We start from the raw sequence: 26,268 nt of genomic DNA, 5'->3' as shown, positions 1-26,268 counted from the left end.
GGACGACGAACCTCCTTAAGGTGCCCCCATGCCCAAGGTTCTCATTTCCGACGAACTCAGCCCCGCCGCCGCCCAGATCTTCCGCGACCGCGGCGTCGAGGTCGACGTCAAGACCGGCCTGAAGAAGGACGAGCTGATCGCCATCATCGGCCAGTACGACGGTCTCGCCATCCGCTCGGCGACCAAGGTGACGGCCGATGTGCTGGCCGCCGCGACCAATCTCAAGGTCGTCGGCCGCGCCGGCATCGGCGTCGACAATGTCGATATTCCGGCCGCCACCGCGCGCGGCGTCGTGGTCATGAACACGCCGTTCGGCAATTCGATCACCACCGCCGAACATGCCATCGCCATGATGTTCGCCGTCGCCCGCGACATTCCGGCCGCCAGCGCCTCGACCCATGCCGGCAAGTGGGAAAAGAACCGCTTCATGGGCGTCGAGCTTTACGCCAAGACCCTCGGCCTGATCGGCGCCGGCAACATCGGCTCGATCGTGGCCGACCGGGCCCAGGGCCTGAAGATGCAGGTCGTCGCCTATGACCCGTTCCTGACCCCGGAACGGGCGGTCGAGATCGGCGTGGTCAAGGTCGAACTCGACGAATTGTTCGCCCGCGCCGACTTCATCACCCTGCACACCCCGCTGACCGACGGCACCCGCAACATCATCAACGCGGCTTCGATCGCCAAGATGAAGGACGGCGTCCGCATCATCAATTGCGCCCGCGGCGGCCTGATCGTCGAGGAAGACCTGCTGGCCGCGCTCAATTCGGGCAAGGTGGGCGGCGCCGCCCTCGACGTCTTCGCGGTGGAGCCGGCCAAGGAAAACATCCTGTTCGGCCATGAGAAAGTGGTCTGCACCCCGCATCTCGGCGCCTCGACCACTGAAGCGCAGGAGAATGTCGCCCTTCAGGTCGCCGAGCAGATGTCGGCCTATCTGATCGACGGCGCGGTCTCCAACGCCCTCAACATGCCCTCGGTCACGGCGGAAGAAGCGCCGCGGCTGCGCCCCTATATGACCCTGGCGGCCCAGCTCGGCGCCCTGGCCGGCAAGCTCTCGGCCGAGGTCGGCATCCGCAAGGTGACGATCGAATACGAAGGCCATGCCGCCAGGCTGAACACCCGCCCGCTGACCGCCATCGCCCTCCAGGGCCTGCTCGGGCCGATCATGTCCTCGGTCAACATGGTCAATGCGCCGGTGGTGGCCAAGGAGCGCAACATCGCCGTCGCCGACACCAAGCTCGAAGTCGCCGGCGACTACCAGACCCTGATGCGCATCATCGTCGAGATGGACGGCAAGACCCGCTCGGTCGCCGGCACCCTGTTTGCCGACAGCCAGCCCCGCATCGTCTCGATCAAGGGCATCACGGTCGAGGCCGAGATCACCCCGCACATGCTCTATGTGACCAACGAGGACAAGCCGGGCTTCATCGGCGCCCTGGGCACCATCCTCGGCGATGCCGGCCTCAATATCGCCACCTTCAACCTCGGCCGGAAGATCGCGGGCGAAGAGGCGATCTGCCTCGTCTCGGTGGACGAATCGATCCCGGCCAGCGTGGTCGAGAAGGTGCGCGCCATCTCGCAGGTCAAGCAGGCCCAAGCCCTGGACTTCTGATCGCCCTGGACTTCTGGTCGGCGCGAAACACCGCATTCCAGGCCCCCGCCGGCAACGGCGGGGGCTTCTCTTTGCCGTATTGCAAAAATCTATTGTGCGATGCGACAAAATGAAGGTTGCCGTCACCCGTTCACAGCCTGCCTAATGGACCGGTAATCGCGTCAAGGGTGACCCCGATGCTCAGCCTTCTGCCTGTCCTGGCGCTTCGCGCCGAAGCCGCCCTGTTCGACAATCTGGCCGCGCGCGTGCTCTGGGCCGTGCTTGGGACCGGGCTCGGCCTGTGGCAGGGGCCGGTGGCCATGATCGCCATGACCGCGGGCCTGATCGCGACCTCCGCCCTGCTGTGCGCCCTCGGCCGCCTGCCCCAGGCACCGCGCATCGCACGCGCCCCGGCCGCCGCCATCGGCTTCGCCCGCCCGCAAGGGGTCTAACCAACCCGAATCACCCGCCTGGGGCGTTTCCGGCCCAGGGACCACAGGGATATCCGCGAAAGGCAGAACCCGGCGGCTCTCGGCTGCCGCCGGACCATCAAGTCACCGGAAAGCCTGCACCGTGTGGCCGTGGTTGAGGGGGCCGTGGCCCCGGCCGAGGCCGGGGGCGGTGGCCAGGGCCTTGCGGACATAGTTCCGGGCCCGGCGCACGGCGGGGACGAGGTCCAGCCCCTGGGCGAGGCCGGTCGCGATCGCCGAGGCCAGGGTGCAGCCGGTGCCGTGGGTGCTGCGCGTCTCGATCCGGGGGTCGTCGAAATAGATCAGGCCATCGGCGGAAACCAGGACGTCGCGCACCAGATCGCCGGCCAGATGGCCGCCCTTCAGCAGCACCGCCCGCGGCCCCAGCGCCAGGAGGTCGAAGGCGGCCCGGTCCATCTCGCCGATCGCGGTCACCGGCCGGCCCAGGAGGACCGAGGCTTCGGGCAGGTTGGGCGTGATCACGCCGGCGCGGGGCAGCAGGCGGTCGCGCACCGCCGCCGTGGTCGCATCCGTGGTCAGGCTGGCGCCGCCCTTGGCGACCATGACCGGATCGACCACCAGCAGGCGCGGCGCCGTCGGCCGGTCCATGCCCGCCAGCACCGTTTCCACCACGTCGACCGAATGCAGCATGCCGGTCTTCACCACATCGGCGCCGATATCGTCGAGGCAGACCGCCATCTGCGCGCCGACCGCCGCCACCGGCACATCGACGATGCCATGCACCCCGAGCGTATCCTGGATGGTGAGGGCGGTGATCGCGGTCATGGCATAGCCGCCGAGCGCCGTCACCGTCTTGATATCGGCCTGGATCCCCGCGCCGCCGCCGGAATCGGAGCCGGCGACGATCAGCACCCGCCCCGTCACGCTACCCGCTCCAGCGCTTCGACCACTTCGGCGACCGAGGCTTCGACCAGCGACTGGTCCTCGCCCTCGGCCATCACCCGGATCACCGGCTCAGTGCCGGATTTCCGGATCAGCAGCCGGCCGGACAGGCGCAGCCGGTCCTCGACCGCCGCGATCGCCGCCTTCACCCCGCCGTCCTCCAGCGGATGATGGCCGCCGGCCGTGAAGCGGACATTGCGCAGCACCTGGGGCAGCGGCTGGAAGCGGCGGCACACTTCCGACGCCGGGCGCCCGGCCTCGACCACCATGGCCAGGACCTGAAGCGCCGCGATCAGCCCGTCGCCGGTGGTCGCGAAGTCGGACAGGATGATATGGCCCGATTGCTCGCCGCCGACGTTGAAACCCTTCTCGCGCATATGCTCGACGACATAGCGGTCGCCCACCGCCGTCCGCGCCAGGCCCAGGCCCAGGCGGCCGAGGTGGCGCTCCAGGCCGAGGTTGGACATGACGGTGGCGACGATGCCGCCGCCCCGCAATTGCGCCGTGCGGTGAAAATGTTCGGCGACCACGGCCATCAGCTGGTCGCCGTCGACCACCTGCCCCGCCTCGTCGATCAGGATCAGGCGGTCGGCGTCGCCGTCGAGGGCGATGCCGATATGGGCATCATGCTGAAGCACCGCCTGGCGCAGCGCCTTGACATGGGTGGAACCGCATTCGCGGTTGATGTTGAAGCCGTCCGGGCTGACGCCGATGGGGACGACTTCCGCTCCCAGTTCCCACAGCACCGTGGGCGCCACCTTGTAGGCGGCGCCATGGGCGCAATCGACGACGATCTTGAGACCGTCCAGGGTCATGCCGCGGGGGAAGGTCGCCTTGGCGAATTCGATATAGCGGCCGGCCGCATCCTCCAGCCGCTGGGCCCGGCCGAGCGCCTTGGGTTCGGCGCGGGGGGCCTCGCCCCGCCCGATCCGGCGCTCGATCTCGATCTCGACCTCGTCGGACAATTTATAGCCGTCGGGACCGAACAGCTTGATGCCATTGTCTTCGAAGGGATTATGCGAGGCGGAAATCATCACCCCGAGGTCGGCACGCAGCGACCGGGTGAGCATGGCGACCGCCGGCGTCGGCATCGGCCCGACCAGCATCACGTCCATGCCGACGGCGACGAACCCCGCCTGCAAGGCCGCCTCGATCATATAGCCCGACAGCCGCGTATCCTTGCCGATGACGACCCGGTGACGGCGCTGGCCGCCGGTCTGGAACAGGCGGCCGGCGGCCTGGCCGACGGCCAGGGCCAGTTCGGCGGTCATCGGGTCGGTATTCGCGGTACCGCGGATGCCGTCGGTGCCGAAGAGCTTGCGGGTCATGGTGGTTCTTTCACGCGCGCGAGTCGTCACTTATAGCCAAGGCCGACCATAATTTCACCGCCTGCACGGTTTCCGCCACATCATGGACCCGAAGGATCGACGCGCCCCGGTCAAGGCCGGCCAGCGCCGCCGCCAGCGAGCCGGGCAGCCGCCGGTCGGCCGCCACCTCGCCGGCCACGCGGCCGATGAAACTCTTGCGCGAAACGCCCAGCAAGACCGGCAGGCGCAGCGCGTGCAAAGCGTGAAGATCGTCGATCAGGGCCAGGTTGTGGGCGAGGCCCTTGGCAAAGCCGATGCCGGGATCGACGATCAGCCGTTCCCGCGCGATGCCGGCGGCGACGGCCCGCTCGACCGCGCCCGCCAGTTCGCTGAGGACCTCGAACAGGAGATCGTCGTAATGGGGCGCCTGCTGCATGGTGGCGGGCGTGCCCCGGGCATGCATCAGCACCACCGGACAAGCGACCGTGGCCAGGAATCCGGCCGCAGCCGGATCATGGCCGAGGGCAGAGACATCGTTGACGATATCGGCGCCGGCGGCCAGCGCCGCCCGCATCACCGCCATGTTCCGGGTATCGACCGAAATCGCCACCCCCAGCGCCTTCGCCCCCTCGATCACCGGGCAGACGCGGTCGATCTCTTCGGCGGCGGAAACCGGGGCGGCGCCCGGCCGGGTCGATTCCCCGCCGATATCTAGGATCTCCGCCCCGGCCGCGACCAGCCGCTCCGCATGCTCGATGCCGGCCCGGCCGAGGAAGCGGCCGCCGTCGGAAAAACTGTCCGGCGTCGCATTGACGATGCCCATGACCCGCGGCCGGCCCGGGTCGGGATAGGCCGGTGCCGCCGCCAGGGGCAGCAGCCGGCGCCCGCCGGCCGGCCCGATTTCGAGGTGCCCGCCATGGGCGAGCGCGGCGCCCAGGGGCAGGGCGAGGCCGGCGTCACGCTGGCGCCGGGCTTCGGCGCCGCGCATCAGGCCGGCGGGGGCGATGAAACACTCGGTCATGGGCTTCCCAGAATGCCGAAGGCCGGCATTGCTGCCGGCCTTCGCTGGTCGATCGGGGGTGTTCAGGCGCCGGGCGCCGGCTCCGGCCGGATGCCGGGCTTGCCGGTGGGCGGCACCGCCGAACCGGTGCCGACATCGGCCGGCGGTTCGCTGGACGAGGATTCGCGATAGATCGTCTCGCCGCGCAGCAGGGCCCGGACCTCGTCGCCCGACAGGGTCTCGTATTCCAGCAGGCCCTTGGCGATGATCTCCAGCTGGTCCGCATGGGTGGACAGCAGGCTGCGGGTGAAGGTCTCCGCCTCGTCGATCAGGCGGCGGACTTCCTCGTCGATCAGATGGGCGGTGGCGTCCGAGACATTCTTCCGCTGGGTCACCGAATGGCCGAGGAAGACTTCCTCCTCGTTCTCGGAATAGCGCAGCCGGCCGAGCTTGTCCGACATGCCCCATTCCGTGACCATGCGGCGCGCCAGATTGGTCGCCTGGCGGATATCGTCCGAGGCGCCGGTGGTCACGTTTTCCGGCCCGAAGACCTGTTCTTCCGCCACGCGGCCGCCGAACATCATGGCGAGACGCGAGCTGAGTTCCTTCTTCGACCAGCCGTAGCGGTCGCGCTCCGGCAGGGACATGGTGACGCCGAGCGCCCGGCCGCGCGGGATGATCGTCACCTTGTGTAGCGGGTCATGGTTCGGCGACAGCAGGGCGACCAGGGCATGGCCCGCCTCGTGATAGGCGGTGAGCTTGCGCTCCTGTTCCGTCATGGCCATGGAGCGGCGCTCGGCGCCCATCATGACCTTGTCCTTGGCGGCTTCGAATTCCGCCATGGAGACGATGCGGCGGCCCTTGCGCGCGGCCAGCAGCGCCGCCTCGTTGACGAGGTTGGCGAGGTCGGCGCCGGAGAAGCCGGGGGTGCCGCGGGCGATGACCTTGGCATCGACATCGGCGCCCACGGGCACTTTCCGCATATGGACCTTCAGGATCTTCTCGCGGCCGGCGATATCCGGGTTCGGCACCACGACCTGACGGTCGAAGCGGCCGGGGCGCAGCAGCGCGGGGTCGAGCACGTCCGGGCGGTTGGTGGCGGCGACCAGGATCACGCCCTCGTTGGCCTCGAAGCCGTCCATCTCGACCAGGAGCTGGTTCAGGGTCTGCTCGCGCTCGTCGTTGCCGCCGCCGAGACCGGCGCCGCGATGACGGCCGACCGCATCGATTTCGTCGATGAAGATGATGCAGGGCGCATTCTTTTTCGCCTGCTCGAACATGTCGCGCACGCGGGAGGCGCCGACGCCGACGAACATTTCAACGAAGTCGGAACCGGAAATGGTGAAGAAGGGCACATTGGCCTCGCCCGCGATGGCGCGTGCCAGCAGGGTCTTGCCGGTGCCCGGCGGGCCGACCAGCAGCGCGCCCTTGGGGATGCGGCCGCCCAGGCGCTGGAACTTCTGCGGGTCCTTCAGGAAGTCGACGATTTCTTCCAGTTCTTCCTTGGCCTCGTCGATGCCGGCGACATCGTCGAAGGTGACGCGGCCGTGGCGCTCGGTCAGCAGGCGGGCCTTGGACTTGCCGAAGCCCATGGCCTTGCCGCCGCCGGACTGCATCTGGCGCATGAAGAAGATCCAGACGCCGATCAGCAGCAGCATCGGGAACCAGGAAATCAGGATGTCGACCAGGGTCGGGCCGCCCTTGTCCTGGGTGACGGAGACGACGTTCACGCCCTTGTCGAGCAGGCGCTGCACCATCTGCGGGTCCGAGGGGGCGATCGTGTAGCGCTCGTTGCCGTCGGCGAGGTGCAGGACGACCGTGTCGCCCTGGATCTTCACGTCCGTGACGCGGCCGGCCTCGACTTCGTTCACGAAGTTCGAATAGGACATTTCCGTCCCGGGCTTGCGTCCCGACGAACTCTGGAAAAAGTTGAAGAGCGCGATCAGCAGCAGCGCGATGACGACCCAAAGGGCGAGATTTCGGCCGGGCAAATTCACGTGCATTACCTTTCAGCCGGCCCACGCCGGCGAACCGTCCTAAACAGGCGGTGATTCCTTATGCCTGTTCTAAATAGTGTGCCTTTGCCGGTAAACAACTCCCTGCCAGCCGTCCGGCACCAGCACGTTGGCGCCACAATAGCGAAGTTCGGCAGCCAGGGGAGTCCCGAAATGAAGGGCGGGCACGGCAATCAGGGCCCCGTCGCGAAAAACCGCCGGCAGCACCCGCCGCTCGGCCAACGAAAGCGAAGGCAGCCCCGCGGGCTTGCAGGTGCCGAGGGCGGCGATGGTCACCGCCTCGGGCCCGGCGGTCGCCTCGAACCGGCGGTCCCAGACGCCGGATTCGCCCGCCCGCAGCACGAGATCGGGGCCGAGGTGCCGGGCCTCGCGCAGCACCGCCACCGCTTCCTCGCCGGCCAGGAAGCGGCAGCCGCCCAGGGTGGCGCCCGGAAACCGCCCCTCGCCCGCCAGCAGCGCCGCCAGCCGGTCCAGCCGGTCGCGGCGGGGCGGATGATCCTCGCCGCCGACGGCGCGGACGAGGCCGGCCAGCAGGCGTTCGACGAAGGGCGCCGGCCGCCCGCGCAAGGCCGGCCGGGCCAGCCGCGCCGTGCCCCAGGGCGACAGGGCGACGGCGGCGCCCGCAAGCTCGGCGACCGCGGCGGCGATCGCCCGGCGGTCGCGGTCCAGGCGGGCGGCGGTGGCGGCGAGCCCCGGCGCATCGAGGCCGAGTGCCGCGATCGCCCGGCGCACGGCCACGCGGGCGAAACGCTCGTCCTCGTTCATCGGATCGTCGATCACCGGCAGGCCGGCGGCCAGGACCAGGGCCCGCGCCCCCGCCCGGTCGAGGCCGAGCAGCGGGCGCAGCAGCCGCAGCCCCAGGCGCCGGCTGTCCGGCGCCATGGCGGCGAGCCCGTCCAGGCCGCTGCCCCGTTGCAGGCGCAGCAGCAGGGTTTCGGCCTGATCGTCGGCGGTATGGCCGGTGGCGAGACAGGCGATGCCCCGCGCCCGGCACCAGCCGGCCATCAGGTCATAGCGCGCGGCGCGGGCGGCCGCCTCCAGCCCCCGGCGCGGCAGGGCGGCGACGGGGGAAAGCACCGCCGCCGCATGGCCGCGGGCATGGGCCAGGGCGGCGACGCCCGCCGCTTCCGCCGCCGCCTCGGGGCGAAAGCCGTGGTCGACGGTGAGCACGTGAAGGCGGCGGCCCGGGGCCGCCCGCGCCCAATCCTCGGCGATCAGCAGCAGGGCGAGACTGTCGGCCCCGCCGGAGACGGCGAGGGCAAGGTCGTTCCCGGGCGCCAGCGCGGCCAGCGCCGCGCAGCCCCGGGCCCGGACATCGTCAGGTGCAGGAGCCATCCCGAAGGCCGCGTTCCGCCCGGCTCTTGATCGTGGCGGCGGCATCGGGATAGCGGCCGGGCAGTTCGCGCAGGACCTGGCAGCCTTTGTCCTTCTGCCCCATCTGCACCAGGCTGATGCCGAGCTTGAGGAAAGTGTCCGGCGCCTTGGCGCCGTCGGGATAGGTTTTCACGCCGGTCAGGAACGCCTGGGCCGCCGCCTCGTAATTGCCGCGGGCATAGAAGGTCTCGCCCAGCCAATATTGCGCGTTGCCGGCAAGGCGGTCGCTGCCATAGGTCGAGAGGAAGGCTTTCAGCGCCGCCTCGGCCTGGACGTATTCGCCCCGGCGCAGCATGCCGAGGGCGGCGTCATAGGCGGCCAGCGCGTCCGGCGGCGAATTGGACGGGCTCGGGTTGCCGCGGGCGGGGGCGGCCGGCGCCGGGGTCGCCGCGGCGGTGGCCGCCGGCGGCGTTGCCGGGGCCGCCGCGGGCGGGGCCGTGCCCGGGGTTGCGGTGCCCGCCCCCTGTTCCAGCCGGTTCAGGCGGAATTCGACGTCTTCCTGGAAGCGCTTGAGCTGGGCGTCGTTGCGGTCGGCGGCATTCTGCGCCTCCTCGATCCGGCCGGTGAGGGAGCGGATCTCTTCCTCGAGGGCGGAAAGGCGGAGGTCCATCTGGGCTGCAGCGGCCGGCGCCATGGTGCTCTGCGCCAGGCGGATGTCCGAGGCGGCGGCGGCGAGTTCCTGCACCTTGTCCCGCAGCGCGCCCAGGTTCGCGGCCCCTTGCGCGGCGGCAGGCAGGCCCCAGCCGGCGGCAATGACGACGCCAAGGGCCAGCAGCGGGCGGGAAACACGGCGGGACAGGCCACAGCGGGACAGGCACGGCATTGCGCGAAATCCTCGATTCGACGACGCCGACAGCGCGGCAACGGCATGATTTTACATTGAGCGGCAACCTGGGCGAAAGAATGTCGCTGCGGCCCCGCCGGATAGCCATGAAAAAGCCCGCCCCGGCCGAGCCGGAGCGGGCTTCCCCACAATCCAGAAAGCCGCCGGAAGCGGCCGCCGAATTAGTTGACGCGCGAGAAGGCGCGGCGGTTCTGGGCCCAGGCGGTCTCGTCCGAACCGACGGCGAACGGACGGTCCTTGCCGTAGGAGATGACCTGGAGACGGTTGGCGTCGACGCCCAGCGAGATCAGGTAGGCGCGGGCCGAATTGGCACGACGCTCGCCGAGGGCGAGGTTGTACTCGCGGGTGCCGCGCTCGTCGGCATGGCCTTCGACCGTCAGGGTGACCGACGGATACTTGGCCAGCCAGGCGGCCTGGGCCTGCAGGGTGGCCTGGGCCTGGGCGCTCAGGTTGTACTGGTCGAGCGCAAAGAACACGCTGTCACCGGCGGTGGCGGCGAGGTCTTCCTGCGAGCCCGGGACGATGCCGCCGGTGGTCGTGCCGCCGGTGGTTGCGGCGCCATCGGTGTTCGACGACGAGCAGGCAGCGACGATGAACAGGGAGGCGACGATACCGGCGATCTTGAAACCGGGATGGGTGAAGCGCATAGCAGTTGGACTCCTGAGGGTGCAGCGCTGTCGGTGCGCGCCGAGCGGCTTGGACGTTTCGCTAGTTGCGGAAACTATCATCTCGCAATTGCGAAATCCACTGGCAGCCGGGCGCGGAAGGACGCGGGGATAGCGTTACCACCACGTCTTTCCGCACTCTAGTGCATAAGCGCAACACCAGCCCAACTTTGTCGAAAATAAGGCGACGGTTTTACTTCACGGATTGAGGGGCGACCACGCCGGGTCCGAACCGTCCAGCGGCGTCGGCACCAGGCGCTCGTTGCGGCCGGTGACGTCGACCGTATAGAGCTTCACCGTTCCCGCGGCGCCCGGAGACTGGCGGAAAAAGGCGATCACGCGCCCGTTCGGGGCCCAGGTCGGGCCTTCGTCGAGAAAGCTCTCGGTCAGGATGCGCTCGCCCGAACCATCGGGTTTCATCACGCCGATCGAGAAGCGGCCGCCCTTGATCTTGGTGAAGGCAATGTAGTCACCGCGCGGCGACCATACCGGCGTTGCATAGCGGCCGTCGCCGAACGATATGCGTTTGCCGCCGCCGCCCGACGCGCTCATGACGTAGAGCTGCTGGCCGCCGCTCTGGTCCGAGTTGTAGACGATCCGGCTGCCGTCCGGCGAGAAGCTGGGCGAAGTATCGATCGCCGGGCCCGAGGTCAGGCGCGAAATGCGCCGGGTGCGCAGGTCGACCGAGAAAATATCGGTATTGCCGTCCTTCGCCATGGACATGACGACCGTATTGCCGTCGGGCGAGAAGCGCGGCGCGAAGGTCATGCCCGGGAAATCCCCCAGCACTTCCTGCTGCCCGCTGTCGATATTGAACAGATAGACCCGCGGCTTGTCGTTGAAATAGGACATATAGGTGATGGTCTGGTCGCGCGGGGAGAAGCGCGGCGTCATCACCAGGTCCTTGCCGGAGGTCAGGAAGCGGTGATTCGCGCCGTCCTGGTCCATGATGGCGAGGCGCTTCACCCGCCGGTTCTTCGGCCCCGATTCCGAGACATAGACGATGCGGGTATCGAAATAGCCCTCCTCGCCCGTCACCTTCTTGTAGATGGTGTCGGCGATGATATGGGCGACGCGCCGCCAGTTCGCGGCATCGGCGGTGAAGGCGGTGCCGGTCAGCTGCTGTTCGGCCTGCACGTCCCACAGGCGGAATTCGAACGACACCTTGTTGCCCTGGGGCACCACGCGGCCGGCCACCAGGGCCTCGGCGCCGGCGCCGCGCCACGACGGGAAGGCGGGCTGGGCCTGGATCTGTTCCGGCGTCTGCGGATGGCTGCCGGCGGGAACCGGGCGGAACAGGCCCGAGCGTTCGAGGTCGGCGGCGATCACCTGGGCGATCTGGGCGCCGAGGTCGCCGCCGGCGAAGCGCGGCACCGCGATCGGCATCGGCTGCAATGTGCCGCCTTCGAGGATGATAGTAGTCTGGGCAGTGGCCGTGCCGGTCAGCGCGGCAAGCGCCAGACTGGCGCCCAAGACCACAGCCTTCAGGGAAGTACGTGCGAATGGCCCGATCATTTTCGTGTCCGTAGCGGTAGTCCACCGAATCATCTCGGGGGAAGCTAGGGCCGAAAAATGGCAAAGCCAGGGCCGAGGCGCCACCCATGGCCCGGCAACGGCACCGCCCTGGGAGCGATTAATTCCCGCCTGTTGCCGGATCGACTCGGTTTCGCTTTCAGCGTCCGGCGATCGCGCGGTGGTGGCGGATGACTTCGCCGATGATGAAGTTGAGGAATTTCTCGGCGAATTCGGGATCGAGCCGGGCGGATTCGGCCAGCGAGCGCAGGCGGCGGATCTGTTCCGCCTCGCGCTGGGGATCGGCCGGGGGCAATTCGTGGCGCGCCTTCAGGGCGCCGACCGCCTGGGTGCATTTGAAGCGTTCGGCAAGCAGGTGAACCAGGGCGGCATCGATATTGTCGATACTGTCGCGCAGGCGCTGAAGTTCCGGCAAGACCCCCGCCGATCCCTCGGCCCCCACCCCTTCGACCATGCCTATGTCCTTTTTGTCCCGAAATCCGGCCGACACGCTGGCGGAAACGGCGCTCAAGCGCAAGTATGGCGCAGCGCCCCGGCCTTGCCGGAAAAGCGGAACGCAAATATCATTTGCCGATAAAGACAAACAGGGCCAGACCAGCGTGAGCAACGATACGGGCGCAGCACGGACCGCCGTCGCCAGGCGCAGGGTGACGGAACGCAGCATGACCAAGGCCGGCGACACCAGCGACGACAGCCAGCGCGCGGGCCGCCGCCGCCTGGGCGTGGTGCTGAAGCCGGCGGCGCAGGCGCGCAGCCGGAACAAGCTGGAACGCCTGCTCGAGGTCGGCCACGACATGATGATCGAGGTCGGCTTCGACCGCATGCGCGTCGTCGACATCGCCGAGCGGGCGGGCTGCTCCACCGGCGCCTTCTACCAGCGCTTCGCCGACAAGGAAGCCCTGCTCGAAGCCCTGGCCCAGCGCTTCGCCGAACGGGCCTGGACCCTGCTCGACACCATGCTGCTGCCCGAACGCTTCGCCGGCCAGCCCTTCGCCCTCGTCGTCCGGCGCATGCTGGTGGTCATGGTCCGCCTGGCCAGTGCCAATGCGGTGCTGCTGCGCGAAGTGGTGCGCGCCTCGCTGCGCGACATGGGCGCCTGGACCTATTTCTCGTCGATGCGCGACCATTTGCTGGACCGCCTGCTGGACGTCGCCCGCCAGCACCCGGAAGTGGCGGAGCGCGCCCGGCCGGGCGGCCCGATCGACCTTGCCGTGCAACTGGTGCTGTCGTCCCTGATCAGCCGGTCCCTGGCCGACCAGCGCACCATGGGCATGTCGGACGACGATCTCGCCGCCGAACTGGCGACGGTGATGATCCGCTATCTCCAGCTCGAAGACGCGCCCTGGGACCCCAGCCTGTCGCCCAGCATCGACTGATCCCAGCATCGATTGATCAGCGCGGCACCGCGCCGCGCAGGAAGATCGCCACCGCCTCCGCCACCCAGGCGGCGATCTTTTCCGGTTCCGGCGGCTCGCCGGTCACCATCGCTTCCCGCGTCAGGTCGGCATAGGCCATGGACAGCAGCATGGCCGCGGCCCGCTCCGGCCTGTCGAGGCGGAGATGGCCCGCCGCCGCCTGCCGGCCCAGCCAGCGCCCGACCGCGGCGATCAGCTTCTCGTGGCCCTCGCGGTAATAGGCCGCCACCATTTCCGGCACGCGCATCATTTCGGTCACCGCCAGCCGGTTGGCGGCAAGGCCGGCATCGGACAGGCCATAGACCGCCGTATGGGTGAGCAGCCGGTTCATCACCGGCTCCAGGTCCTCGGCCCGTTCAACGACATAGGCATCGAACCCCGGCAGCACGATATCCATGAAGCCGGAAATCACCGCGACCAGGATCTCGGTCTTCGTCTCGAAGAAACGATAGATCGTCTTGGTCGAGACCCCGCCCGCCCGGGCGATGGTACCGACCGAGGCGGCCGAGAAACCTTCGGTCAGAAAGACCGCCGTCGCCGCCTGCAGGATGGCCGCCCGCAGATCCGCCTCGTCACGCCTTGCCACGCCCGAACCTCCGACACACCACAGATTCCCCTTGACGGCAGCATCGCCCCGGCGATGATTGCGACCAAGGAAAACAGAAATTTTCCATTTTCGCCACGGCCGCCAAGGCCGGGCCGCGGAGGGACCCATGGACGACGCGACCAGCCAGCGCATCCTGACCGGCGAGGCGTGGCAGGATTTCTGCCGCACCATCGGCCAGGCCGGCAATATCCTGTTCCGCGACGCCGCCCCCGCCACGCTGCTCGACCGGGGCGAGGGCATCCGCTACCTCAGCCGCCTGACCCGCGCCTTTCTCGAAGCCTCGGTCGAATATGCCGATCCGGATTTCCCGGCCCTGCGCCGCCTCGCCCATGAAACGGTGAAGATCGGGGCGGACAATCCGGACAATGTCTATCTCTCGGCGAGTGTCGCCGGCGACCGGGATTACCTGATCCGGGGCCGGCGCGGCACCATCGCCTATTTCTCCATCGGCTCGAAGGCCAACCGCTATGCGATCGACGGCACCATGTCCTCGACCGGCGAGTTGAACGACAGCACCCTGGAGATCCGCCCGGACGGCACTTTCGAGATCATCGCCAGCAGCACGCGCAAGCCCGGCAACTGGCTGCCCATGGCCGCCGACACCACCCTTCTCGTCGTCCGCCAATCCTATCTGGACCACGAGGCCGAGACGCCCGGCAGCTATACGATCGAACGGCTCGGCGGCCCCAAGGCGCCCCCGCCCCTTCAGGCCCCGGCCCTGAACGACGCCCTGCAAAAGGCCGCCATGGGGGTGATGGGCACCGCCTTCATCTTTGCGCAGTGGACCGAATTGTTCATGACCCGGCCGAACGAATTGCCCGACTGGGGACAGGAGATGTTCCAGCGCGCCGGCGGCGATCCCGACATCTTCTACCTGCACGGCTATTGGCAGCTCGCACCCGATGAAGCCTGGGTGATCGAAACCCCGGTGCCGGACTGCCCCTATTGGAACTTCCAGCTGAACAACTGGTGGATGGAATCCCTCGACTACCGCTTCCACCGCATCTGGGTGAACAAGCACGGCGCCAGGCCGAACCCGGACGGCACGGTAACCCTGGTGGTGGCGGCGCGCGATCCCGGCTTCGGCAACTGGATCGATACCGCAGGGCACGATCGCGGCACCGCCCTGCTGCGCTGGGTCGGCGCCCGCTCCCACCCGCTGCCGGCCTGCCGCATCGTCAAGATCTGAAAATAAAGACAAGAGGAGAAACGCCATGACCGGCACGCTTTCGGCCGAGGCCCTGATGCGCCAGGCCGAACAGGAAACCGGCCTTGCGGATTTCGGCGACCGCTGGTTCCTGGAGCCGCTGAATGCCCTGGTCTCGTCCCTGAACCGGGACGGCGAGCTGTCGGAAATGGGCGGCTACATGCAGGCCGCCAATCTGACCAAATACCTGGGCGAGCGCCTGCGCCTCGTGCAACTGCTGAAGGATCATCCGGAAATCCGGGATGAGACGGTCGAGGTCCTGGCCGAGATCGTCGGCCTGCCGCGCACCGGCAGCACCATGCTGCACCGCCTGCTCGCCTGTTCGCCCGAAGTGACCTCCACCTTCTCGTGGGAATTGCTGAACCCCCTGCCCTTCCCCGGCGATGCGCCGGGCGACAGCCGGCCGCGCATCGAGGCGGCGGAACAAGTGACGCAGATCTATCTGGCGACCATGCCCGAGATCGCCGCCATCCACCCGATCGATCCCGTCGGCTACGAGGAGGATGTCCTGCTTCTCGACCGCTCGTTCATCTCGACCGGTTACACCACGATGCTGAAGGTGCCGTCCTACGACCGCTTCCTGCTCGATGTCGACCAGACCCCGGCCTATGAGGAATTGAAGACCTGGCTGAAAGTCCTGCAATGGCAGGCGCCGGCGCGGCGCGGGCGGAAATGGCTGCTGAAGTCGCCCCACCACCTGACCGCCCTGCCCGCCCTGTTCAAGGTCTTCCCCTCGTGCCGGGTGGTGATGACCCACCGCACCCCGGCGCAGACCGTGCCCTCCTACGCCAGCATGGCGGCGGCGCTGACCCGGCCCAACACCGACCGCCTGGATCCCGCCGCCCTCGGCCCGTTCTGGGTCGCCCGCTTCCGCCGCTCGCTCGCCGCGGTGATCGAGTTGCGGGAACGGCACCCGGACCGTTTCGTCGATGCCCGCTACGAGGATGTGCAGCGCGATCCGGTGGGCGAGGCGAAGCGCGTCTATGCCGCCCTGGGCCTGCCGTTCGGGCCTGCGGAAGAGGCGGCGATGCGCGCCTGGCTGGAACAGAACGCCCGCGACCGCCACCCCGCCCATCACTATACGGCGGAGGAATTCGGCCTGACCCGTGAAGGGCTCGAACGCGACTTCGCCTTCTATATCGACGCCTACCTGAAAAACTGACCACAAGGGGGAGGAACACATGCTGTTGCAGGACAAGGTGGTGATCGTCACCGGCATCGGCCCCGGCATGGGCGCCAAGATGGTGCGCGACGCGGCCGCCGCCGGCGCCCGCGTCGTCGCCATGTCGCGGTCGGATTTCGTCATGGGCGATGTCGTCAAGGCGGCGACCGAGGCGGGCGGCCGGGCCATCGGCGTGCTCGGCGACGTCACCAAGGCGGAGGATTGCGCCCGCGTCGCGGCCAGTGCCGTCGAGGCCTTCGGCACCATCGACGGGCTGATCAATTCCGCCTACTACCACCCGCCCATGGTGCCCCTGCTCGACAATGACGCCGACGACCTGCGCCAGGCCTTCGACGTCATCGTCGGCGGCGCCCTGAACATGACCCGCGCCGTGCTGCCGGCCTTCGAGGCCCGGGGCAAGGGCGCCATCGTCAATATCGGCACCATGGCCAACCGGAAGCCCATGGCGGGCGAGGGCGGTTACGTGCTGGCCAAGGGGGCGCTGTCCTCCCTCACCCGCCAATTGGCGCTGGAACTGGGGCCGAAGAACATCCGCGTCAACATGACCACCATGGGCTGGCTGGGCGGGCCCGCCACCGACATGTTCTTCGAATGGCGCGCCCTCTCGACCGGCCGGACCAAAGAGGAGGCGGTCGCCGAAGCCGCGGCGCGCATCGCGCTCGGCCGCATCCCGCCCGACGACGAATGCGGCCGCGCCGCCCTCATGCTCCTGTCCGACTACGCGGTGCAGGTGACGGGGGCGACGCTGGACGTCAACGGCGGCGAATACATGCCCGCCTGACCGGAGGAAACACCATGGCCCTGCGCCTCGAAGACATCGAACTGATCAAGCAGCTGAAATACAAATACTGCCGCGCGATCGACACCGGCGACCTCGCCCTGCTGGAAACCCTGCTGACCCCGGATGCCGAGGTCGATTACCAGGGCGGCATCTACCGCTTCAAATACGAGGGGCGGGACAATGTGATCCAGGCGATCAAGGAAGCCTTCAACCCGCAGCTGGTCAGCAGCCACACCGTCCACCACCCGATCATCGAGGTCCATGACGACGATACGGCGGACGGCCATTGGACCCTGATCGACTGGACCATGAGCCTCGCCTTCGGCAATACGGTGGTCGAGGGCAGTTCCTTCTATGTCGACAGATACGTGAAGCAGGACGGGCGCTGGCTGATCCGCAAGGCGACCTACAGCCGCCTGTTCGAACGCGTGCACCAGATCGAGAACCCCAACCTCACCGCCCATCTGCTGGGCGGTAAGGCCGGGGCCTGAGCGCCGGTCGGAACGCGATGCGGCCGTGAACGGCAACCCGGTACCGGGGCACGGCCGGGCTTGCGCGCGGGGGCCGGGCGCGCTACCTCCCCCCGCATGGAACAGGCTGACGTCATCATTCTCGGGGCCGGCGCCGCCGGCCTGATGTGCGCCGCGACCGCGGGTGCCCGCGGGCGGCGGGTGGTGGTGCTCGACCATGCCGCGCGGCCGGGGGCGAAGATCCTGATTTCCGGCGGCGGGCGCTGCAATTTCACCAATCTGGACGTCCGGCCCGAGCGGTTCCTCTCCGCCAACCCGCATTTCTGCACCTCGGCGCTGAAACGCTACGACCAGCATGATTTCATCGCCCTGGTCGCCCGCCACGGCATCGCCTATCACGAGAAGACCCTCGGGCAATTGTTCTGCGACGGTTCGGCCCGGGAGATCCTCGCCCTGCTGCTGGCGGAATGCGCCGCGGCCGGGGCCGAGATCCGCCTGTCGCGCCGGATCACCGACGTCGGCCATGACGGCACGCGGTTCCGCGTCGCCACCGAACACGAGGTCCTGGTCGCCGGCAGCCTGGTGCTGGCCACCGGCGGCCCCGCGATCCCCAAGATGGGGGCGACCGGCTTTGCCCATGAGGTGGCGCGCCGCTTCGGCCTTGCCGTGATCGAGCCGCGCCCGGCCCTGGTGCCCCTGACGCTCGCGGGCGACGATCTCGCCTTCGCCGCGCCGCTGGCCGGGGTCGCCGTCGATGCGACCGCCGCCATCGGCAAGGCGCGCTTCCGCGAAGCCCTGCTCTTCACCCATCGCGGCCTCTCGGGCCCGGCGATCCTGCAGATCTCGTCCTATTGGGCGGCGGGCGGCAGCATCGACCTGACCGTGCTGCCCGATATCGACCTGCTCGCCCACCTCAAGGCGCGGAAGGACGAGCGCCCCCGCGCCGAGGTCAAGACCGTGCTGGCGGAGATCCTGCCCGCCCGCCTCGCCCAGGCGCTGGCCGCCGGCTTTGCCCGCCCGATCGGCGAGACGGGGGACAAGGCCCTGGCCGCCCTGGTCCAGCGCCTCCGCCCCTGGCGGGTCACCCCGAGCGGCACCGAAGGCTTCGCCAAGGCCGAGGTCGCGGCCGGCGGCATCGATACCGCCGGCCTGTCGTCGAAGACCATGGCGGCCCGCGATGTCCCCGGCCTTTACGCCATCGGCGAGGCGGTCGACGTCACCGGCTGGCTGGGCGGCTATAATTTCCAATGGGCGTGGTCCAGCGGCCATGCCGCCGGCGAGGCCGCCTGAACGGCCTATTCCCCGGCCACCCGCAGCAGGTCGGCGAACAGGCCGGCCAGCGTGTCGTCCGGCTGGCGGCCGTGGCCATTGGCGGTGATCACGGCGCAGACCCGCCGCCCGGCAGGGCTGCGCCCCAGGGCCGAAAGGTTGAGCACCCCGGGCTCCGACCCGCCCTTGTACAGCAGCGACGGCCAGCCGAGAGCGGCGAGAAAGGGTTCCGAGGTGTGCCGCAGGGCCGGCGCCGCCCGCAGGCCGCCCAGCAGGGTGCAGATATCCTCGGCGCTCAGGAACCATTCGGCCTCCGGCCAGGTGATCCGCTGGCCGATCGTGCCGGCCTCCGGCAGGGGCTGTGCCGCAAGGGCGGCAAGGACGGCGCGTCTGGCCGCTTCATCGCCCCGGCCATAGGCTTCGCGATCGGCGGCGGCGGCGGCCAGGCGGAACAATTCCCCGGTGGTCAGAAACGGGCGGTTGCGCGGTGACAGCCGTTCCAACGCGGCCCGGCCGACAATGCGGATCAGGGCGTCGGTGGCGGTATTGTCGCTGATGCGGATCATCAGCCCGGCCAGGGACTCCAGCGTGAAAGGCGTGCCCGGCGGCAGGAGATGCAGGACGCCGCTGGGCAGGGAACGATCCCCGGCTTCGAGGCCGACCACCCCGTCGCGCGCCAGGGCACCGGCGGCGACCGCATCCTCATAGGCGCGCAGCACCACGAGCTTGAAGGCCGAGCCCACGGCCATCGGCCGCGCCGCCGCCTCGGCAAGGCGGGTCTCGCCGTCGACGACGACCAGGATCGACAGGTCGCCGACCGCCGCCGACCGCAGCCGCGCCGCAAGATCGTCAAGGCCGGCCCCCACCGCCTGGGGCGGCCCGAAGAACAGGCCGGCGATCCGGCCGCCGTCATCGAGCGTGATCTGGACCGGCACCCGGCCCCGCTCCAGCACGATGGTCCCCCGTCCTTCGGTCCATTCGACCGCGGCGAAGGGGCCGTAGCCGGCCCGGAGATCGGCGATCAGGCGGGCGACCGCCGCCGCCGGCACCTGTTGCAGAAAATCGGCGGTGAAGAGGGCGTCATTCGCCCGCTCTTCCTCGAACAGGCGGCGCAGCGCCGCGTCGGCGGCGGGCGACTGCGCCATGGCGGCGCCGAGAGACACCATGAATACCCCCATCACCGCAAGGGCGCGGACCAGTAGCGGGTGAAGAACCATCGCCCCCTCGGGAAGACCGTTTCACCTTCAATAGGGCATTCCGGCCGGGTTCCGCCACAATCCGCTGGGCCTTCGGTGATCGTTTTGAAATGATGGAGAGGATCCTCATAGTGTTCTGCCATGGCCCTCATCCGCATCGACCCCCGGATCTCGATCGACGACAGCGAGATCAGCGAAAATTTCATCCAGGCTTCGGGCCCGGGCGGGCAGAACGTCAATAAGGTGGCGACGGCGGTCGAACTGCGCTTCGACGTCGCCCGCTCGCCGTCGCTGCCCGAAGGCGTGCGGCGGCGGCTGATGGCGCTGGCCGGGCGGCGCCTGACCCAGGACGGCGTGCTCGTCCTCTTCGCCCGGCAATATCGCACCCAGGAGCGCAACCGCGCCGATGCCCTGGCCCGGCTGATCGACCTGATCCGCGATGCCGCGGTGCCGCCGGCACAGCGCCGCCCGACCCGGCCGACGCTGGCCTCGAAGCAGCGCCGGCTGGAGGCCAAGGGCATCAGGTCCGAGGTGAAGAAAGGGCGCGGCAAGCCGGGCGCTGATTGACCCTTGAATTCGACTCTTTTTAGATATATCTAATTTCCGACATATCGAAATCATGTCGGAGAAACAGATGATGCCTTTTGACAAACACCGGATGGGCCGGTGCCAAGACCGCGACGACCGCCGCTTCGCCCGCGGCCGCGATCTTTTCGACGAGCGCCATCACGGCGGCGGGCCGTTCGGGGGCGGGGGCCGGCGCGGCCGCCGGGTCTTCGATCACGGCGACCTGAAGCTGGTGATCCTGCGCCTGATCGCGAACAAGCCGCGCCACGGCTATGAAGTGATCAAGGCGGTGGAGGAAGCCCTGGGCGGCCAATATGCGCCGAGCCCCGGGGTGGTCTACCCGACCCTGACCCTGCTCGAGGAACTGGGCCATGCCGCCGCCGCGGCGGCCGACGGCAACCGCAAGCTCTATGGCGCGACCGAGGAGGGCAAGGCGTTCCTCGCCGCCAACCAGGGCACGGTCAACGCCATCTTCGCCCGCATGGCCGAGATGAAGGCGCGCCACGGCGACGGCCCGCCGCCCCAGATCATCCGCGCCATGGAAAACCTGAAGACGGCGCTGCGCCTGAAACTGGCCGGCACCGCCCCGAGCGAGGAGCAGATCCGGGCGGCGGCGGCGGCCATCGATGCCGCCGCCCTCGAGATCGAGAAATTGTAACCGGGCCCGCTCAGGCGAAAGCCATGATCAGGACCGGGGCGACGGCGACATTGGCCAGCCCGGCCAGGATCATGACGAGGCCGGCGACGGAGCCCTCCTCCGCTCCGACCTCCCGCGCCTTGGCGACGCCGGCGCCATGGGCGCCCATGCCGAACAGCGCGCCCCGCGCCATGGCGGAGCGCAGCGGCAGGACTTTCAGCAACAGGTCGCCCAAGGCGGCGCCGACGATCCCGGTGATCATGACGAAGACCGCGGTCAGTTCTGGCAGGCCGCCGACATGGCCCGAGACATTCATCGCGAACGGCATGGTGACGGACCGGGGCAGCAGGCTCTGCCGCAGTTCCGGCGACAGGTCCAGCAGCCGGGCCAGCACGGACCCGGTGGCGATGGCGATCAGGCTGCCGACCGCGACCCCGACCGCCAGCGGCAGCCAATGCCGCCGGATCACCGCCCGCTGGTCGTAGATCGGCAGGGCGAAGGCGACGGTCAGTGGCCCGACCATGGCCATCAGCCAATGGGTACCGAGCAGATAGTCGCCGTAGGACGCCTGCAACCCGACCGCCAGCAGGATGAGGACGATCGGCGTCGTCAGCAGGGGCGACGAATGCCACCCCGGCCAGCGGCGATAGAGCGCGCGGCAGCCGAGATAGGCGACGATGGTCGCCGCCGGCCAGAACAGCAGGGTCAGGTCAGCGGCCATGGCGCGCCACCAATCGCTGGACGAGATCGACGGTCAAGGCCGTTCCCGCCATCACCGCCAGCGTGCCCAGCAGGATGACGGCAAAGAGCTTCAGCCCCAGAACCCCCAGGAATTCCCGGTGGTCCAGCAGTCCCATGACCGCGGGCACGAAGAACAGCAGCATGTCGGCGAGCAGGACATCGGCCCCGCGCCGGATCGACGCCGGCCCCAGCCCGTGGCCGAGCAGCAGGGCCAGCAGCAGCACCATCCCGATCACCCCGCCCGGCACCGGCAGGCCGGACCAGCGCGCGACCACGTCGCCGAACGCCCAGAAGCCCACGATCAGGCCGAGCTGCGCAAGGCGGCTGCGGCGCCACAGGCGGCGGAGCCGGGTGAGAGGGCGGAAGCGGGTATGCGGGGCGGTATCCATGTCCATCGGCGTCATCCTTGTGACACTTTATTTTGGCGCCGCGCCGTCATAGATAAAATGAATTGATAGAATTTTTTTCATTCCGAAAGAGAATGACGATGCATCTCCGTACCCTGCGCACCCTGGCCGAAGTGGTTCGCCAGGGCGGTTTTTCCGCCGCGGCCAAGGCGGTCTTCGCCACCCAGCCGACGGTGAGCAAGGCGATCCAGCAGTTGGAGGACGAGTTGGGCGTCGTCCTGTTCGACCGCACGGGGCATCGCCCGGTGCTGACCGCGGCGGGCGAGATCGTGCACCGGCGGGCGCTGGCGATCCTGAACGAGCGCGACGACATGCTGCGCGAGATCGACGACCTGCGCGGCCTGCGCCGGGGCGAATTGCGCCTGGGCCTGCCGCCGCTCGGCAGCGCCGAATTGTTCGCCTCGCTGTTCGCCGCCTATCGCCAGCGCTATCCGGGGGTGGAAATCCGCCTGATCGAGCACGGCTCGAAACGGCTGGAGGAAATCCTCCTGGCCGGCGGGGTGGAGATGATCGCCACCCTGCTGCCCCTCGGCGACGATTTCGAGTTCCAGCCGGTGCGGCACGAGCCGCTGCTGGCCCTGCTGCCCGCCGCCCATCCGCTGGCGGGGCGTGACCGGGTGACCCTGGGCGACCTGCGCCCGACCCCCTTCATCCTGTTCGAGGAAGGCTTCGCGCTGAACGCCCGCATCGCCGCCGCCTGCCAGCGCGCCGGCTTCACCCCGACCGAGGCGGCGCGCAGCGCGCAGATCACCTTCATCGTCGCCCTGGTCGCCAGCGGGCTGGGCTGCGCCTTCCTGCCCCGGATGATCGCGGAACTGCGGCCCCACCCGGAGGTTCGGCTGGTGCCCCTCGATGCCCCGGGCACCGATTGGCACATGGCGCTGGCCTGGCGCCGGGGCGGCTATCTGTCCGATGCGGCCAGGGCCTGGGCGGCCCTGGCCCGCGACATGGCCGGTTAGTTATTAGCCGGCCCAGCCCTCGTCCTCGCCCTCGGCTTCCCCCTCGCCCGCGCCGGCTTCGGCCAGGGCTTCCAGGGTCTCGGGCGCGGTCGACTCGTCGAAATCCTCGTCGTCGTCCGGAGCTTCGCTCTTCACCCGTTCGGCCGCCTTCTGCACCGCCTGGTCGAGTTCGACCTGGGTGCAGAGGCCGAGGGTCACCGGGTCCACCGGCTTGATGTTGGGGCTGTTCCAATGGCTGCGGTCGCGCACGGCCTTGATCGTCGGCTTGGTGGTGCCGATCAGGCGGCAGAGCTGGGCGTCCGAGAGTTCCGGATGATTGCGCAGCAGCCAGGCGATCGCGTCCGGCCGGTCCTGGCGACGCGACACCGGGGTATAGCGCGGCCCCTTGGAGCGGGTGCGCGGCGGCGGGTTGGTCGATTCGGAAACCTTCATGTCGTAGCGCGGATTGCCCTGGGCCTTGTCCAACTCGGCCTGGGTCAGCTGGCCATGGGCGACGGGATCGAGACCGACGATGCCCTGGAACACTTCGCCGTCGGCAATGCCCTTCACTTCCAGCGGATGCAGGCCGCAGAACCGCGCGATCTGATCGAAGGTCAGCGCGGTATTTTCCACCAGCCACACGGCTGTGGCCTTGGGCATCAAGGGAAGGGGCATGTCAATCCTCCACCGTTGCGACCGGCCGGGAGGCCTGCCGCCGCCATGGTCATGGCATTTAGCGATAGGGCTATATAGACACCCGAGTCGGCCCCGTCAAATGCCGCCACGTCAAATCGTCAGCACGATCTTGCCCAGGTGGCCGCGGTCGTCCATGCGGGTGTGGGCCCCGGCGGCGTCGGCCAGGGGGAAGGTGCGATCGATCACCGGGCGGATTTTCCCCGCCGCCAGCAGGGGCCAGACGGTCTCGCGCAGCGCCGCCGCGATCGCCGCCTTTTCCGCGACCGGGCGGATGCGCAGGGTCGAGCCGGTGACGGTCAGGCGCTTCAGCATCAGGTTCATCAGGTTGACCTCGACCTGCGCGCCCTTGAGGAAGGCGATATAGACCAGCCGGCCGCCCACGGCCATGCAGTTGATGTTGCGCTGGACATAGTCGCCGCCGACCATGTCGAGCACGACGTCGACGCCCTTCTTGCCCGTCTCGGCCTTGATCACCTCGACGAAATCCTCGGTCTCGTAGTCGATCACGCGCTGCGCCCCCAGGGCCTTCAGCGGCGCCACCTTGGCGCCGCCGCCGACCGTGGTGAAGACGGTGGCGCGCAGCGCCGCCGCCAGCTGGATCGCGGTGGTGCCGATGCCGCTGGCGCCGCCGTGGACCAGGAACCGCTCGCCCGGCTTCAGCGCGCCGCGCTCGAAGACATTGGTCCAGACGGTGAAGAAAGTCTCGGGCAGGGCCGCCGCCTCGACCATCGACAGGCCGTCGGGCACCGGCAGGCACAGGGATGCCGGCGCCAGCGCATATTCGGCATAGCCGCCGCCGGCGAGCAGCGCCGTCACCCGGTCGCCGACCGCAAGGCCCCCGACCTCCGGGCCGAGCGCCGCCACCGTCCCCGCCCCTTCGAGGCCCGGGGTCTCGGGCGCGCCGGGCGGCGGCGGGTAGAGGCCGAGGCGCTGGAAGACATCCGGCCGGTTGATCCCCGCCGCTTCCAGCCGGATCAGCACTTCGCCGGGGCCGGGCACCGGCACCGGCAGGCGCACCGGTTGCAGCACCTCGGGCCCGCCGGGGGCGGTGATGGCGATGGCGGTCATGGTCTCGGGGATGGTGGGGCTCATCGCGCTCTCCGGTGTTATCCTTCCCTGGTTAGGCGAGGATGCAAGGCGAGGCAAGAATGGCGTTCGACATGGAAGACCGGCCCCGGCCCAAGGCGGCGGTGGAGGTCGAGGCGCTCGCCCTCGATTCGCTGTCGATCGAGGATATCGAGGCGCGCATCGCCTCCGCCCGAGCCGAGATCGCCCGCTGCGAGGCGGCGATCGCGAAGAAGAAGGCGAGCCGCGATGCGGCAGACACCTTTTTCAAGCGCTGAAGAATAAGAATCTCGTTTCACCGGCCCCGTGGCGGGTTGACGCAGGCCATGCGGATGCGCATGATCCCCATGCAAGTCTTACAGGGACGGCATCACAAAAGAACGGGCTACCCATCGGGTAGCCCGTCGTCTTTTCAGGACCTTACGCGGCAGCCTGGTGCTCGATCTGCGGCGCCCGGGCGGCGGCGCGGGTATCGATCGCGATCTGGCGCGGCTTCTTCGCTTCCGGCACTTCGCGCACCAGTTCGACATGGAGGAGGCCGTTCTCGAAGGCGGCATTCACCACCTTGATGGTCTCGGCCAGTTCGAAGCGGCGCTCGAAGGCGCGGGCGGCGATGCCGCGGTGGAGGTACTGGGCTTCCGCCTGGTCCTCGCGCGCCTTGCCGGCGATCAGGAGGACGTTTTCCTTCACCGTGACCTCAAGCTGCTCGGGCGCGAAGCCGGCGACGGCCATGGTGATGCGGTATTTGTCGTCGCCCGACTTTTCGATGTTGTAGGGCGGATAGGCGGCATTCGCCTCGTCGACGCGGGCCGCGGCGTCCAGCAGGCGGGACACGCGGTCGAAACCGATGGTGGAACGCATCAGGGGCGAGAAATCAAAGGCAGAGCGCATCGCGATTCTCCGGTGAGCAATGGCGAGTTGGATCGTGCGGCGATCCCCCCATGCGGGCGGGACCACGGGCCGGACCCCGTTCGGGCCTCCGGCAAGATCCATTTGGGTGCGCGCGCCGGGCCCTTCAAGAGGGCCGGAAAGCAAAAAGGGCGACCCCATGGGGCCGCCCTTTCGGATCCGAGGCCGGAAGTCTTACTTCAGGCCGAACTTCGAGAAGCGCTTGTTGAAGCGGGCGACCATGCCGCCGGTGTCGAGGATGCGCTGCTGGCCGCCGGTCCAGGCCGGGTGCGAGCTCTTGTCGATGTCCAGCTTCAGGACATCGCCTTCCTTGCCCCAGGTGGAGCGGGTCTTGAACACCGTGCCATCGGTCATTTCGACCGTGATGACGTGATAGTCGGGGTGAATGCCTTGCTTCATCTTCTCGCTCCTTGACCACGGTGCCCTGGGGTCCTGGGCCGCCGGCCATGGGTAAAGCCGTATCGACAGTGCGTCGGGAAGC

The 26,268-nt window shown here is 68.9% G+C and carries 29 protein-coding genes; 12 read left to right on the top strand and 17 right to left on the bottom strand.

Features of this window, described 5'->3' with window-relative positions; all coding sequences use genetic code 11:
* Window positions 1-28: 28 nt before the first annotated feature.
* Both serA and DKG75_RS09875 read left to right on the top strand, forming a co-directional pair.
* On the top strand, window positions 29-1,609 hold the full coding sequence (gene serA / locus DKG75_RS09880) for a phosphoglycerate dehydrogenase (RefSeq protein WP_109920904.1): 1,581 nt from the start codon (window positions 29-31) through the stop codon (window positions 1,607-1,609).
* A 176-nt stretch (window positions 1,610-1,785) separates the two neighbouring features.
* Complete coding sequence (locus DKG75_RS09875; RefSeq protein ID WP_109920903.1) at window positions 1,786-2,040, top strand: hypothetical protein; 255 nt, start codon at window positions 1,786-1,788, stop codon at window positions 2,038-2,040.
* Between the two features lie 102 nt (window positions 2,041-2,142).
* Here the strand turns inward: DKG75_RS09875 and thiD are convergent, their stop codons facing one another.
* From thiD to DKG75_RS09830, 9 genes are all read right to left on the bottom strand, one after another.
* Entirely contained in the window at window positions 2,143-2,943 is an 801-nt protein-coding gene (gene thiD, locus DKG75_RS09870; RefSeq protein ID WP_109920902.1) for a bifunctional hydroxymethylpyrimidine kinase/phosphomethylpyrimidine kinase, read from the bottom strand.
* Entirely contained in the window at window positions 2,940-4,289 is a 1,350-nt protein-coding gene (glmM, locus tag DKG75_RS09865; protein WP_109920901.1) for a phosphoglucosamine mutase, read from the bottom strand. Before glmM ends, thiD begins: the two co-directional genes overlap by 4 nt.
* Window positions 4,290-4,299: 10 nt before the next feature.
* The gene (gene folP / locus DKG75_RS09860) at window positions 4,300-5,289 is read right to left on the bottom strand and encodes a dihydropteroate synthase (protein WP_109920900.1); all 990 of its coding nucleotides are present in this window, start codon (window positions 5,287-5,289) and stop codon (window positions 4,300-4,302) included.
* 62 nt (window positions 5,290-5,351) lie between these two features.
* Window positions 5,352-7,265 (bottom strand): ATP-dependent zinc metalloprotease FtsH, encoded by a 1,914-nt coding sequence (ftsH, locus tag DKG75_RS09855; protein ID WP_109921089.1) that lies wholly within the window; start codon window positions 7,263-7,265, stop codon window positions 5,352-5,354.
* Window positions 7,266-7,334: 69 nt separating this feature from the next.
* Window positions 7,335-8,618 carry a tRNA lysidine(34) synthetase TilS gene (gene tilS / locus DKG75_RS09850; protein WP_166646374.1) on the bottom strand — a complete coding sequence of 428 codons (1,284 nt, stop codon included), beginning with the start codon at window positions 8,616-8,618 and terminating at the stop codon, window positions 7,335-7,337.
* Complete coding sequence (gene ybgF / locus DKG75_RS09845) at window positions 8,602-9,480, bottom strand: tol-pal system protein YbgF (protein ID WP_109920898.1); 879 nt, start codon at window positions 9,478-9,480, stop codon at window positions 8,602-8,604. The genes tilS and ybgF overlap by 17 nt, the downstream gene beginning before the upstream one ends.
* 182 nt (window positions 9,481-9,662) lie before the next feature.
* Window positions 9,663-10,148 carry a peptidoglycan-associated lipoprotein Pal gene (gene pal, locus DKG75_RS09840; protein ID WP_109920897.1) on the bottom strand — a complete coding sequence of 162 codons (486 nt, stop codon included), beginning with the start codon at window positions 10,146-10,148 and terminating at the stop codon, window positions 9,663-9,665.
* A 216-nt stretch (window positions 10,149-10,364) separates the two neighbouring features.
* On the bottom strand, window positions 10,365-11,681 hold the full coding sequence (tolB, locus tag DKG75_RS09835) for a Tol-Pal system beta propeller repeat protein TolB (protein ID WP_109920896.1): 1,317 nt from the start codon (window positions 11,679-11,681) through the stop codon (window positions 10,365-10,367).
* A 157-nt stretch (window positions 11,682-11,838) separates the two neighbouring features.
* Window positions 11,839-12,153 (bottom strand): chorismate mutase, encoded by a 315-nt coding sequence (locus DKG75_RS09830; RefSeq protein ID WP_109920895.1) that lies wholly within the window; start codon window positions 12,151-12,153, stop codon window positions 11,839-11,841.
* Between the two features lie 208 nt (window positions 12,154-12,361).
* On the opposite strand from DKG75_RS09830, the gene DKG75_RS09825 reads away from it, so the two are divergent.
* Window positions 12,362-13,075, top strand: a complete 714-nt coding sequence (locus DKG75_RS09825; RefSeq protein WP_166646375.1) for a TetR/AcrR family transcriptional regulator — start codon at window positions 12,362-12,364, stop codon at window positions 13,073-13,075.
* Window positions 13,076-13,091: 16 nt separating this feature from the next.
* Here DKG75_RS09825 and DKG75_RS22715 read toward each other — a convergent pair whose 3' ends face one another.
* Window positions 13,092-13,700, bottom strand: coding sequence for a TetR/AcrR family transcriptional regulator (locus DKG75_RS22715; RefSeq protein WP_166646376.1), 609 nt, complete (start codon window positions 13,698-13,700; stop codon window positions 13,092-13,094).
* 127 nt (window positions 13,701-13,827) lie between these two features.
* Between DKG75_RS22715 and DKG75_RS09810 the strand changes: the two genes are divergently transcribed.
* The 5 genes from DKG75_RS09810 to DKG75_RS09790 all read left to right on the top strand — a co-directional run bounded on the left by DKG75_RS09810 (window position 13,828) and on the right by DKG75_RS09790 (window position 18,652).
* Window positions 13,828-14,910: a DUF1214 domain-containing protein gene (locus DKG75_RS09810; RefSeq protein ID WP_109920893.1), complete on the top strand. Its 1,083-nt coding sequence runs from the start codon at window positions 13,828-13,830 to the stop codon at window positions 14,908-14,910.
* Window positions 14,911-14,935: 25 nt separating this feature from the next.
* Window positions 14,936-16,090 carry a sulfotransferase family protein gene (locus DKG75_RS09805; RefSeq protein ID WP_109920892.1) on the top strand — a complete coding sequence of 385 codons (1,155 nt, stop codon included), beginning with the start codon at window positions 14,936-14,938 and terminating at the stop codon, window positions 16,088-16,090.
* A 19-nt stretch (window positions 16,091-16,109) separates the two neighbouring features.
* On the top strand, window positions 16,110-16,892 hold the full coding sequence (locus DKG75_RS09800; RefSeq protein WP_109920891.1) for an SDR family oxidoreductase: 783 nt from the start codon (window positions 16,110-16,112) through the stop codon (window positions 16,890-16,892).
* Window positions 16,893-16,906: 14 nt separating this feature from the next.
* Window positions 16,907-17,383, top strand: coding sequence for a nuclear transport factor 2 family protein (locus tag DKG75_RS09795; protein ID WP_109920890.1), 477 nt, complete (start codon window positions 16,907-16,909; stop codon window positions 17,381-17,383).
* Window positions 17,384-17,479: 96 nt separating this feature from the next.
* Window positions 17,480-18,652, top strand: a complete 1,173-nt coding sequence (locus tag DKG75_RS09790; protein WP_109920889.1) for a BaiN/RdsA family NAD(P)/FAD-dependent oxidoreductase — start codon at window positions 17,480-17,482, stop codon at window positions 18,650-18,652.
* 5 nt (window positions 18,653-18,657) lie between these two features.
* Here the strand turns inward: DKG75_RS09790 and DKG75_RS09785 are convergent, their stop codons facing one another.
* The gene (locus tag DKG75_RS09785) at window positions 18,658-19,848 is read right to left on the bottom strand and encodes a serine hydrolase (protein ID WP_109920888.1); all 1,191 of its coding nucleotides are present in this window, start codon (window positions 19,846-19,848) and stop codon (window positions 18,658-18,660) included.
* 120 nt (window positions 19,849-19,968) lie between these two features.
* Between DKG75_RS09785 and arfB the strand changes: the two genes are divergently transcribed.
* Together arfB and DKG75_RS09775 are read left to right on the top strand one after the other, a co-directional pair.
* Window positions 19,969-20,394 (top strand): alternative ribosome rescue aminoacyl-tRNA hydrolase ArfB, encoded by a 426-nt coding sequence (gene arfB, locus DKG75_RS09780; RefSeq protein ID WP_109920887.1) that lies wholly within the window; start codon window positions 19,969-19,971, stop codon window positions 20,392-20,394.
* 67 nt (window positions 20,395-20,461) lie between these two features.
* Window positions 20,462-21,052, top strand: coding sequence for a PadR family transcriptional regulator (locus tag DKG75_RS09775; protein ID WP_166646377.1), 591 nt, complete (start codon window positions 20,462-20,464; stop codon window positions 21,050-21,052).
* Between the two features lie 10 nt (window positions 21,053-21,062).
* On the opposite strand, the gene DKG75_RS09770 is transcribed toward DKG75_RS09775, so the two are convergent.
* On the bottom strand, window positions 21,063-21,752 hold the full coding sequence (locus DKG75_RS09770) for an LrgB family protein (RefSeq protein ID WP_109920885.1): 690 nt from the start codon (window positions 21,750-21,752) through the stop codon (window positions 21,063-21,065).
* The gene (locus DKG75_RS09765; RefSeq protein WP_243746468.1) at window positions 21,742-22,167 is read right to left on the bottom strand and encodes a CidA/LrgA family protein; all 426 of its coding nucleotides are present in this window, start codon (window positions 22,165-22,167) and stop codon (window positions 21,742-21,744) included. Before DKG75_RS09765 ends, DKG75_RS09770 begins: the two co-directional genes overlap by 11 nt.
* A gap of 92 nt (window positions 22,168-22,259) precedes the next feature.
* Here DKG75_RS09765 and DKG75_RS09760 point away from each other — a divergent pair, with 92 nt between their 5' ends.
* The gene (locus tag DKG75_RS09760; RefSeq protein WP_109920884.1) at window positions 22,260-23,138 is read left to right on the top strand and encodes a LysR family transcriptional regulator; all 879 of its coding nucleotides are present in this window, start codon (window positions 22,260-22,262) and stop codon (window positions 23,136-23,138) included.
* A 3-nt stretch (window positions 23,139-23,141) separates the two neighbouring features.
* Here the strand turns inward: DKG75_RS09760 and DKG75_RS09755 are convergent, their stop codons facing one another.
* Window positions 23,142-23,792: a DUF1013 domain-containing protein gene (locus DKG75_RS09755; protein ID WP_109920883.1), complete on the bottom strand. Its 651-nt coding sequence runs from the start codon at window positions 23,790-23,792 to the stop codon at window positions 23,142-23,144.
* A gap of 111 nt (window positions 23,793-23,903) precedes the next feature.
* Window positions 23,904-24,905, bottom strand: a complete 1,002-nt coding sequence (locus DKG75_RS09750; protein ID WP_109920882.1) for an NAD(P)H-quinone oxidoreductase — start codon at window positions 24,903-24,905, stop codon at window positions 23,904-23,906.
* Window positions 24,906-24,961: 56 nt separating this feature from the next.
* Between DKG75_RS09750 and DKG75_RS09745 the strand changes: the two genes are divergently transcribed.
* A complete protein-coding gene (locus tag DKG75_RS09745; protein ID WP_109920881.1) occupies window positions 24,962-25,156 on the top strand; it encodes a DUF1192 domain-containing protein in 195 nt (64 codons plus the stop codon).
* Between the two features lie 142 nt (window positions 25,157-25,298).
* Here the strand turns inward: DKG75_RS09745 and DKG75_RS09740 are convergent, their stop codons facing one another.
* Complete coding sequence (locus DKG75_RS09740) at window positions 25,299-25,769, bottom strand: Hsp20 family protein (protein ID WP_109920880.1); 471 nt, start codon at window positions 25,767-25,769, stop codon at window positions 25,299-25,301.
* Between the two features lie 192 nt (window positions 25,770-25,961).
* Window positions 25,962-26,186: a 50S ribosomal protein L31 gene (rpmE, locus tag DKG75_RS09735; RefSeq protein ID WP_109920879.1), complete on the bottom strand. Its 225-nt coding sequence runs from the start codon at window positions 26,184-26,186 to the stop codon at window positions 25,962-25,964.
* Between the last annotated feature and the right edge of the window lie 82 nt (window positions 26,187-26,268).

This window comes from Zavarzinia compransoris (assembly GCF_003173055.1).
Taxonomy (GTDB): domain Bacteria; phylum Pseudomonadota; class Alphaproteobacteria; order Zavarziniales; family Zavarziniaceae; genus Zavarzinia; species Zavarzinia compransoris.
The sequence above is the reverse complement of the archived record's forward strand: the minus strand, read 5'-3'. Positions and strand labels throughout refer to the sequence as shown.

Bases quoted from the DNA above. Each gene is read 5' to 3' on its own strand.
- serA (WP_109920904.1), top strand. From the start codon at position 29: ATGCCCAAGGTTCTCATTTCCGACGAACTCAGCCCCGCCGCCGCCCAG.
- DKG75_RS09875 (WP_109920903.1), top strand. From the start codon at position 1,786: ATGCTCAGCCTTCTGCCTGTCCTGGCGCTTCGCGCCGAAGCCGCCCTG.
- glmM (WP_109920901.1), bottom strand. From the start codon at position 4,289: ATGACCCGCAAGCTCTTCGGCACCGACGGCATCCGCGGTACCGCGAAT.
- folP (WP_109920900.1), bottom strand. From the start codon at position 5,289: ATGACCGAGTGTTTCATCGCCCCCGCCGGCCTGATGCGCGGCGCCGAA.
- tilS (WP_166646374.1), bottom strand. From the start codon at position 8,618: ATGGCTCCTGCACCTGACGATGTCCGGGCCCGGGGCTGCGCGGCGCTG.
- ybgF (WP_109920898.1), bottom strand. From the start codon at position 9,480: ATGCCGTGCCTGTCCCGCTGTGGCCTGTCCCGCCGTGTTTCCCGCCCG.
- pal (WP_109920897.1), bottom strand. From the start codon at position 10,148: ATGCGCTTCACCCATCCCGGTTTCAAGATCGCCGGTATCGTCGCCTCC.
- tolB (WP_109920896.1), bottom strand. From the start codon at position 11,681: ATGATCGGGCCATTCGCACGTACTTCCCTGAAGGCTGTGGTCTTGGGC.
- DKG75_RS09830 (WP_109920895.1), bottom strand. From the start codon at position 12,153: ATGGTCGAAGGGGTGGGGGCCGAGGGATCGGCGGGGGTCTTGCCGGAA.
- DKG75_RS09825 (WP_166646375.1), top strand. From the start codon at position 12,362: ATGACCAAGGCCGGCGACACCAGCGACGACAGCCAGCGCGCGGGCCGC.
- DKG75_RS09810 (WP_109920893.1), top strand. From the start codon at position 13,828: ATGGACGACGCGACCAGCCAGCGCATCCTGACCGGCGAGGCGTGGCAG.
- DKG75_RS09805 (WP_109920892.1), top strand. From the start codon at position 14,936: ATGACCGGCACGCTTTCGGCCGAGGCCCTGATGCGCCAGGCCGAACAG.
- DKG75_RS09800 (WP_109920891.1), top strand. From the start codon at position 16,110: ATGCTGTTGCAGGACAAGGTGGTGATCGTCACCGGCATCGGCCCCGGC.
- DKG75_RS09795 (WP_109920890.1), top strand. From the start codon at position 16,907: ATGGCCCTGCGCCTCGAAGACATCGAACTGATCAAGCAGCTGAAATAC.
- DKG75_RS09790 (WP_109920889.1), top strand. From the start codon at position 17,480: ATGGAACAGGCTGACGTCATCATTCTCGGGGCCGGCGCCGCCGGCCTG.
- DKG75_RS09785 (WP_109920888.1), bottom strand. From the start codon at position 19,848: ATGGTTCTTCACCCGCTACTGGTCCGCGCCCTTGCGGTGATGGGGGTA.
- arfB (WP_109920887.1), top strand. From the start codon at position 19,969: ATGGCCCTCATCCGCATCGACCCCCGGATCTCGATCGACGACAGCGAG.
- DKG75_RS09775 (WP_166646377.1), top strand. From the start codon at position 20,462: ATGATGCCTTTTGACAAACACCGGATGGGCCGGTGCCAAGACCGCGAC.
- DKG75_RS09770 (WP_109920885.1), bottom strand. From the start codon at position 21,752: ATGGCCGCTGACCTGACCCTGCTGTTCTGGCCGGCGGCGACCATCGTC.
- DKG75_RS09765 (WP_243746468.1), bottom strand. From the start codon at position 22,167: ATGGACATGGATACCGCCCCGCATACCCGCTTCCGCCCTCTCACCCGG.
- DKG75_RS09760 (WP_109920884.1), top strand. From the start codon at position 22,260: ATGCATCTCCGTACCCTGCGCACCCTGGCCGAAGTGGTTCGCCAGGGC.
- DKG75_RS09755 (WP_109920883.1), bottom strand. From the start codon at position 23,792: ATGCCCCTTCCCTTGATGCCCAAGGCCACAGCCGTGTGGCTGGTGGAA.
- DKG75_RS09750 (WP_109920882.1), bottom strand. From the start codon at position 24,905: ATGAGCCCCACCATCCCCGAGACCATGACCGCCATCGCCATCACCGCC.
- DKG75_RS09745 (WP_109920881.1), top strand. From the start codon at position 24,962: ATGGCGTTCGACATGGAAGACCGGCCCCGGCCCAAGGCGGCGGTGGAG.
- DKG75_RS09740 (WP_109920880.1), bottom strand. From the start codon at position 25,769: ATGCGCTCTGCCTTTGATTTCTCGCCCCTGATGCGTTCCACCATCGGT.
- rpmE (WP_109920879.1), bottom strand. From the start codon at position 26,186: ATGAAGCAAGGCATTCACCCCGACTATCACGTCATCACGGTCGAAATG.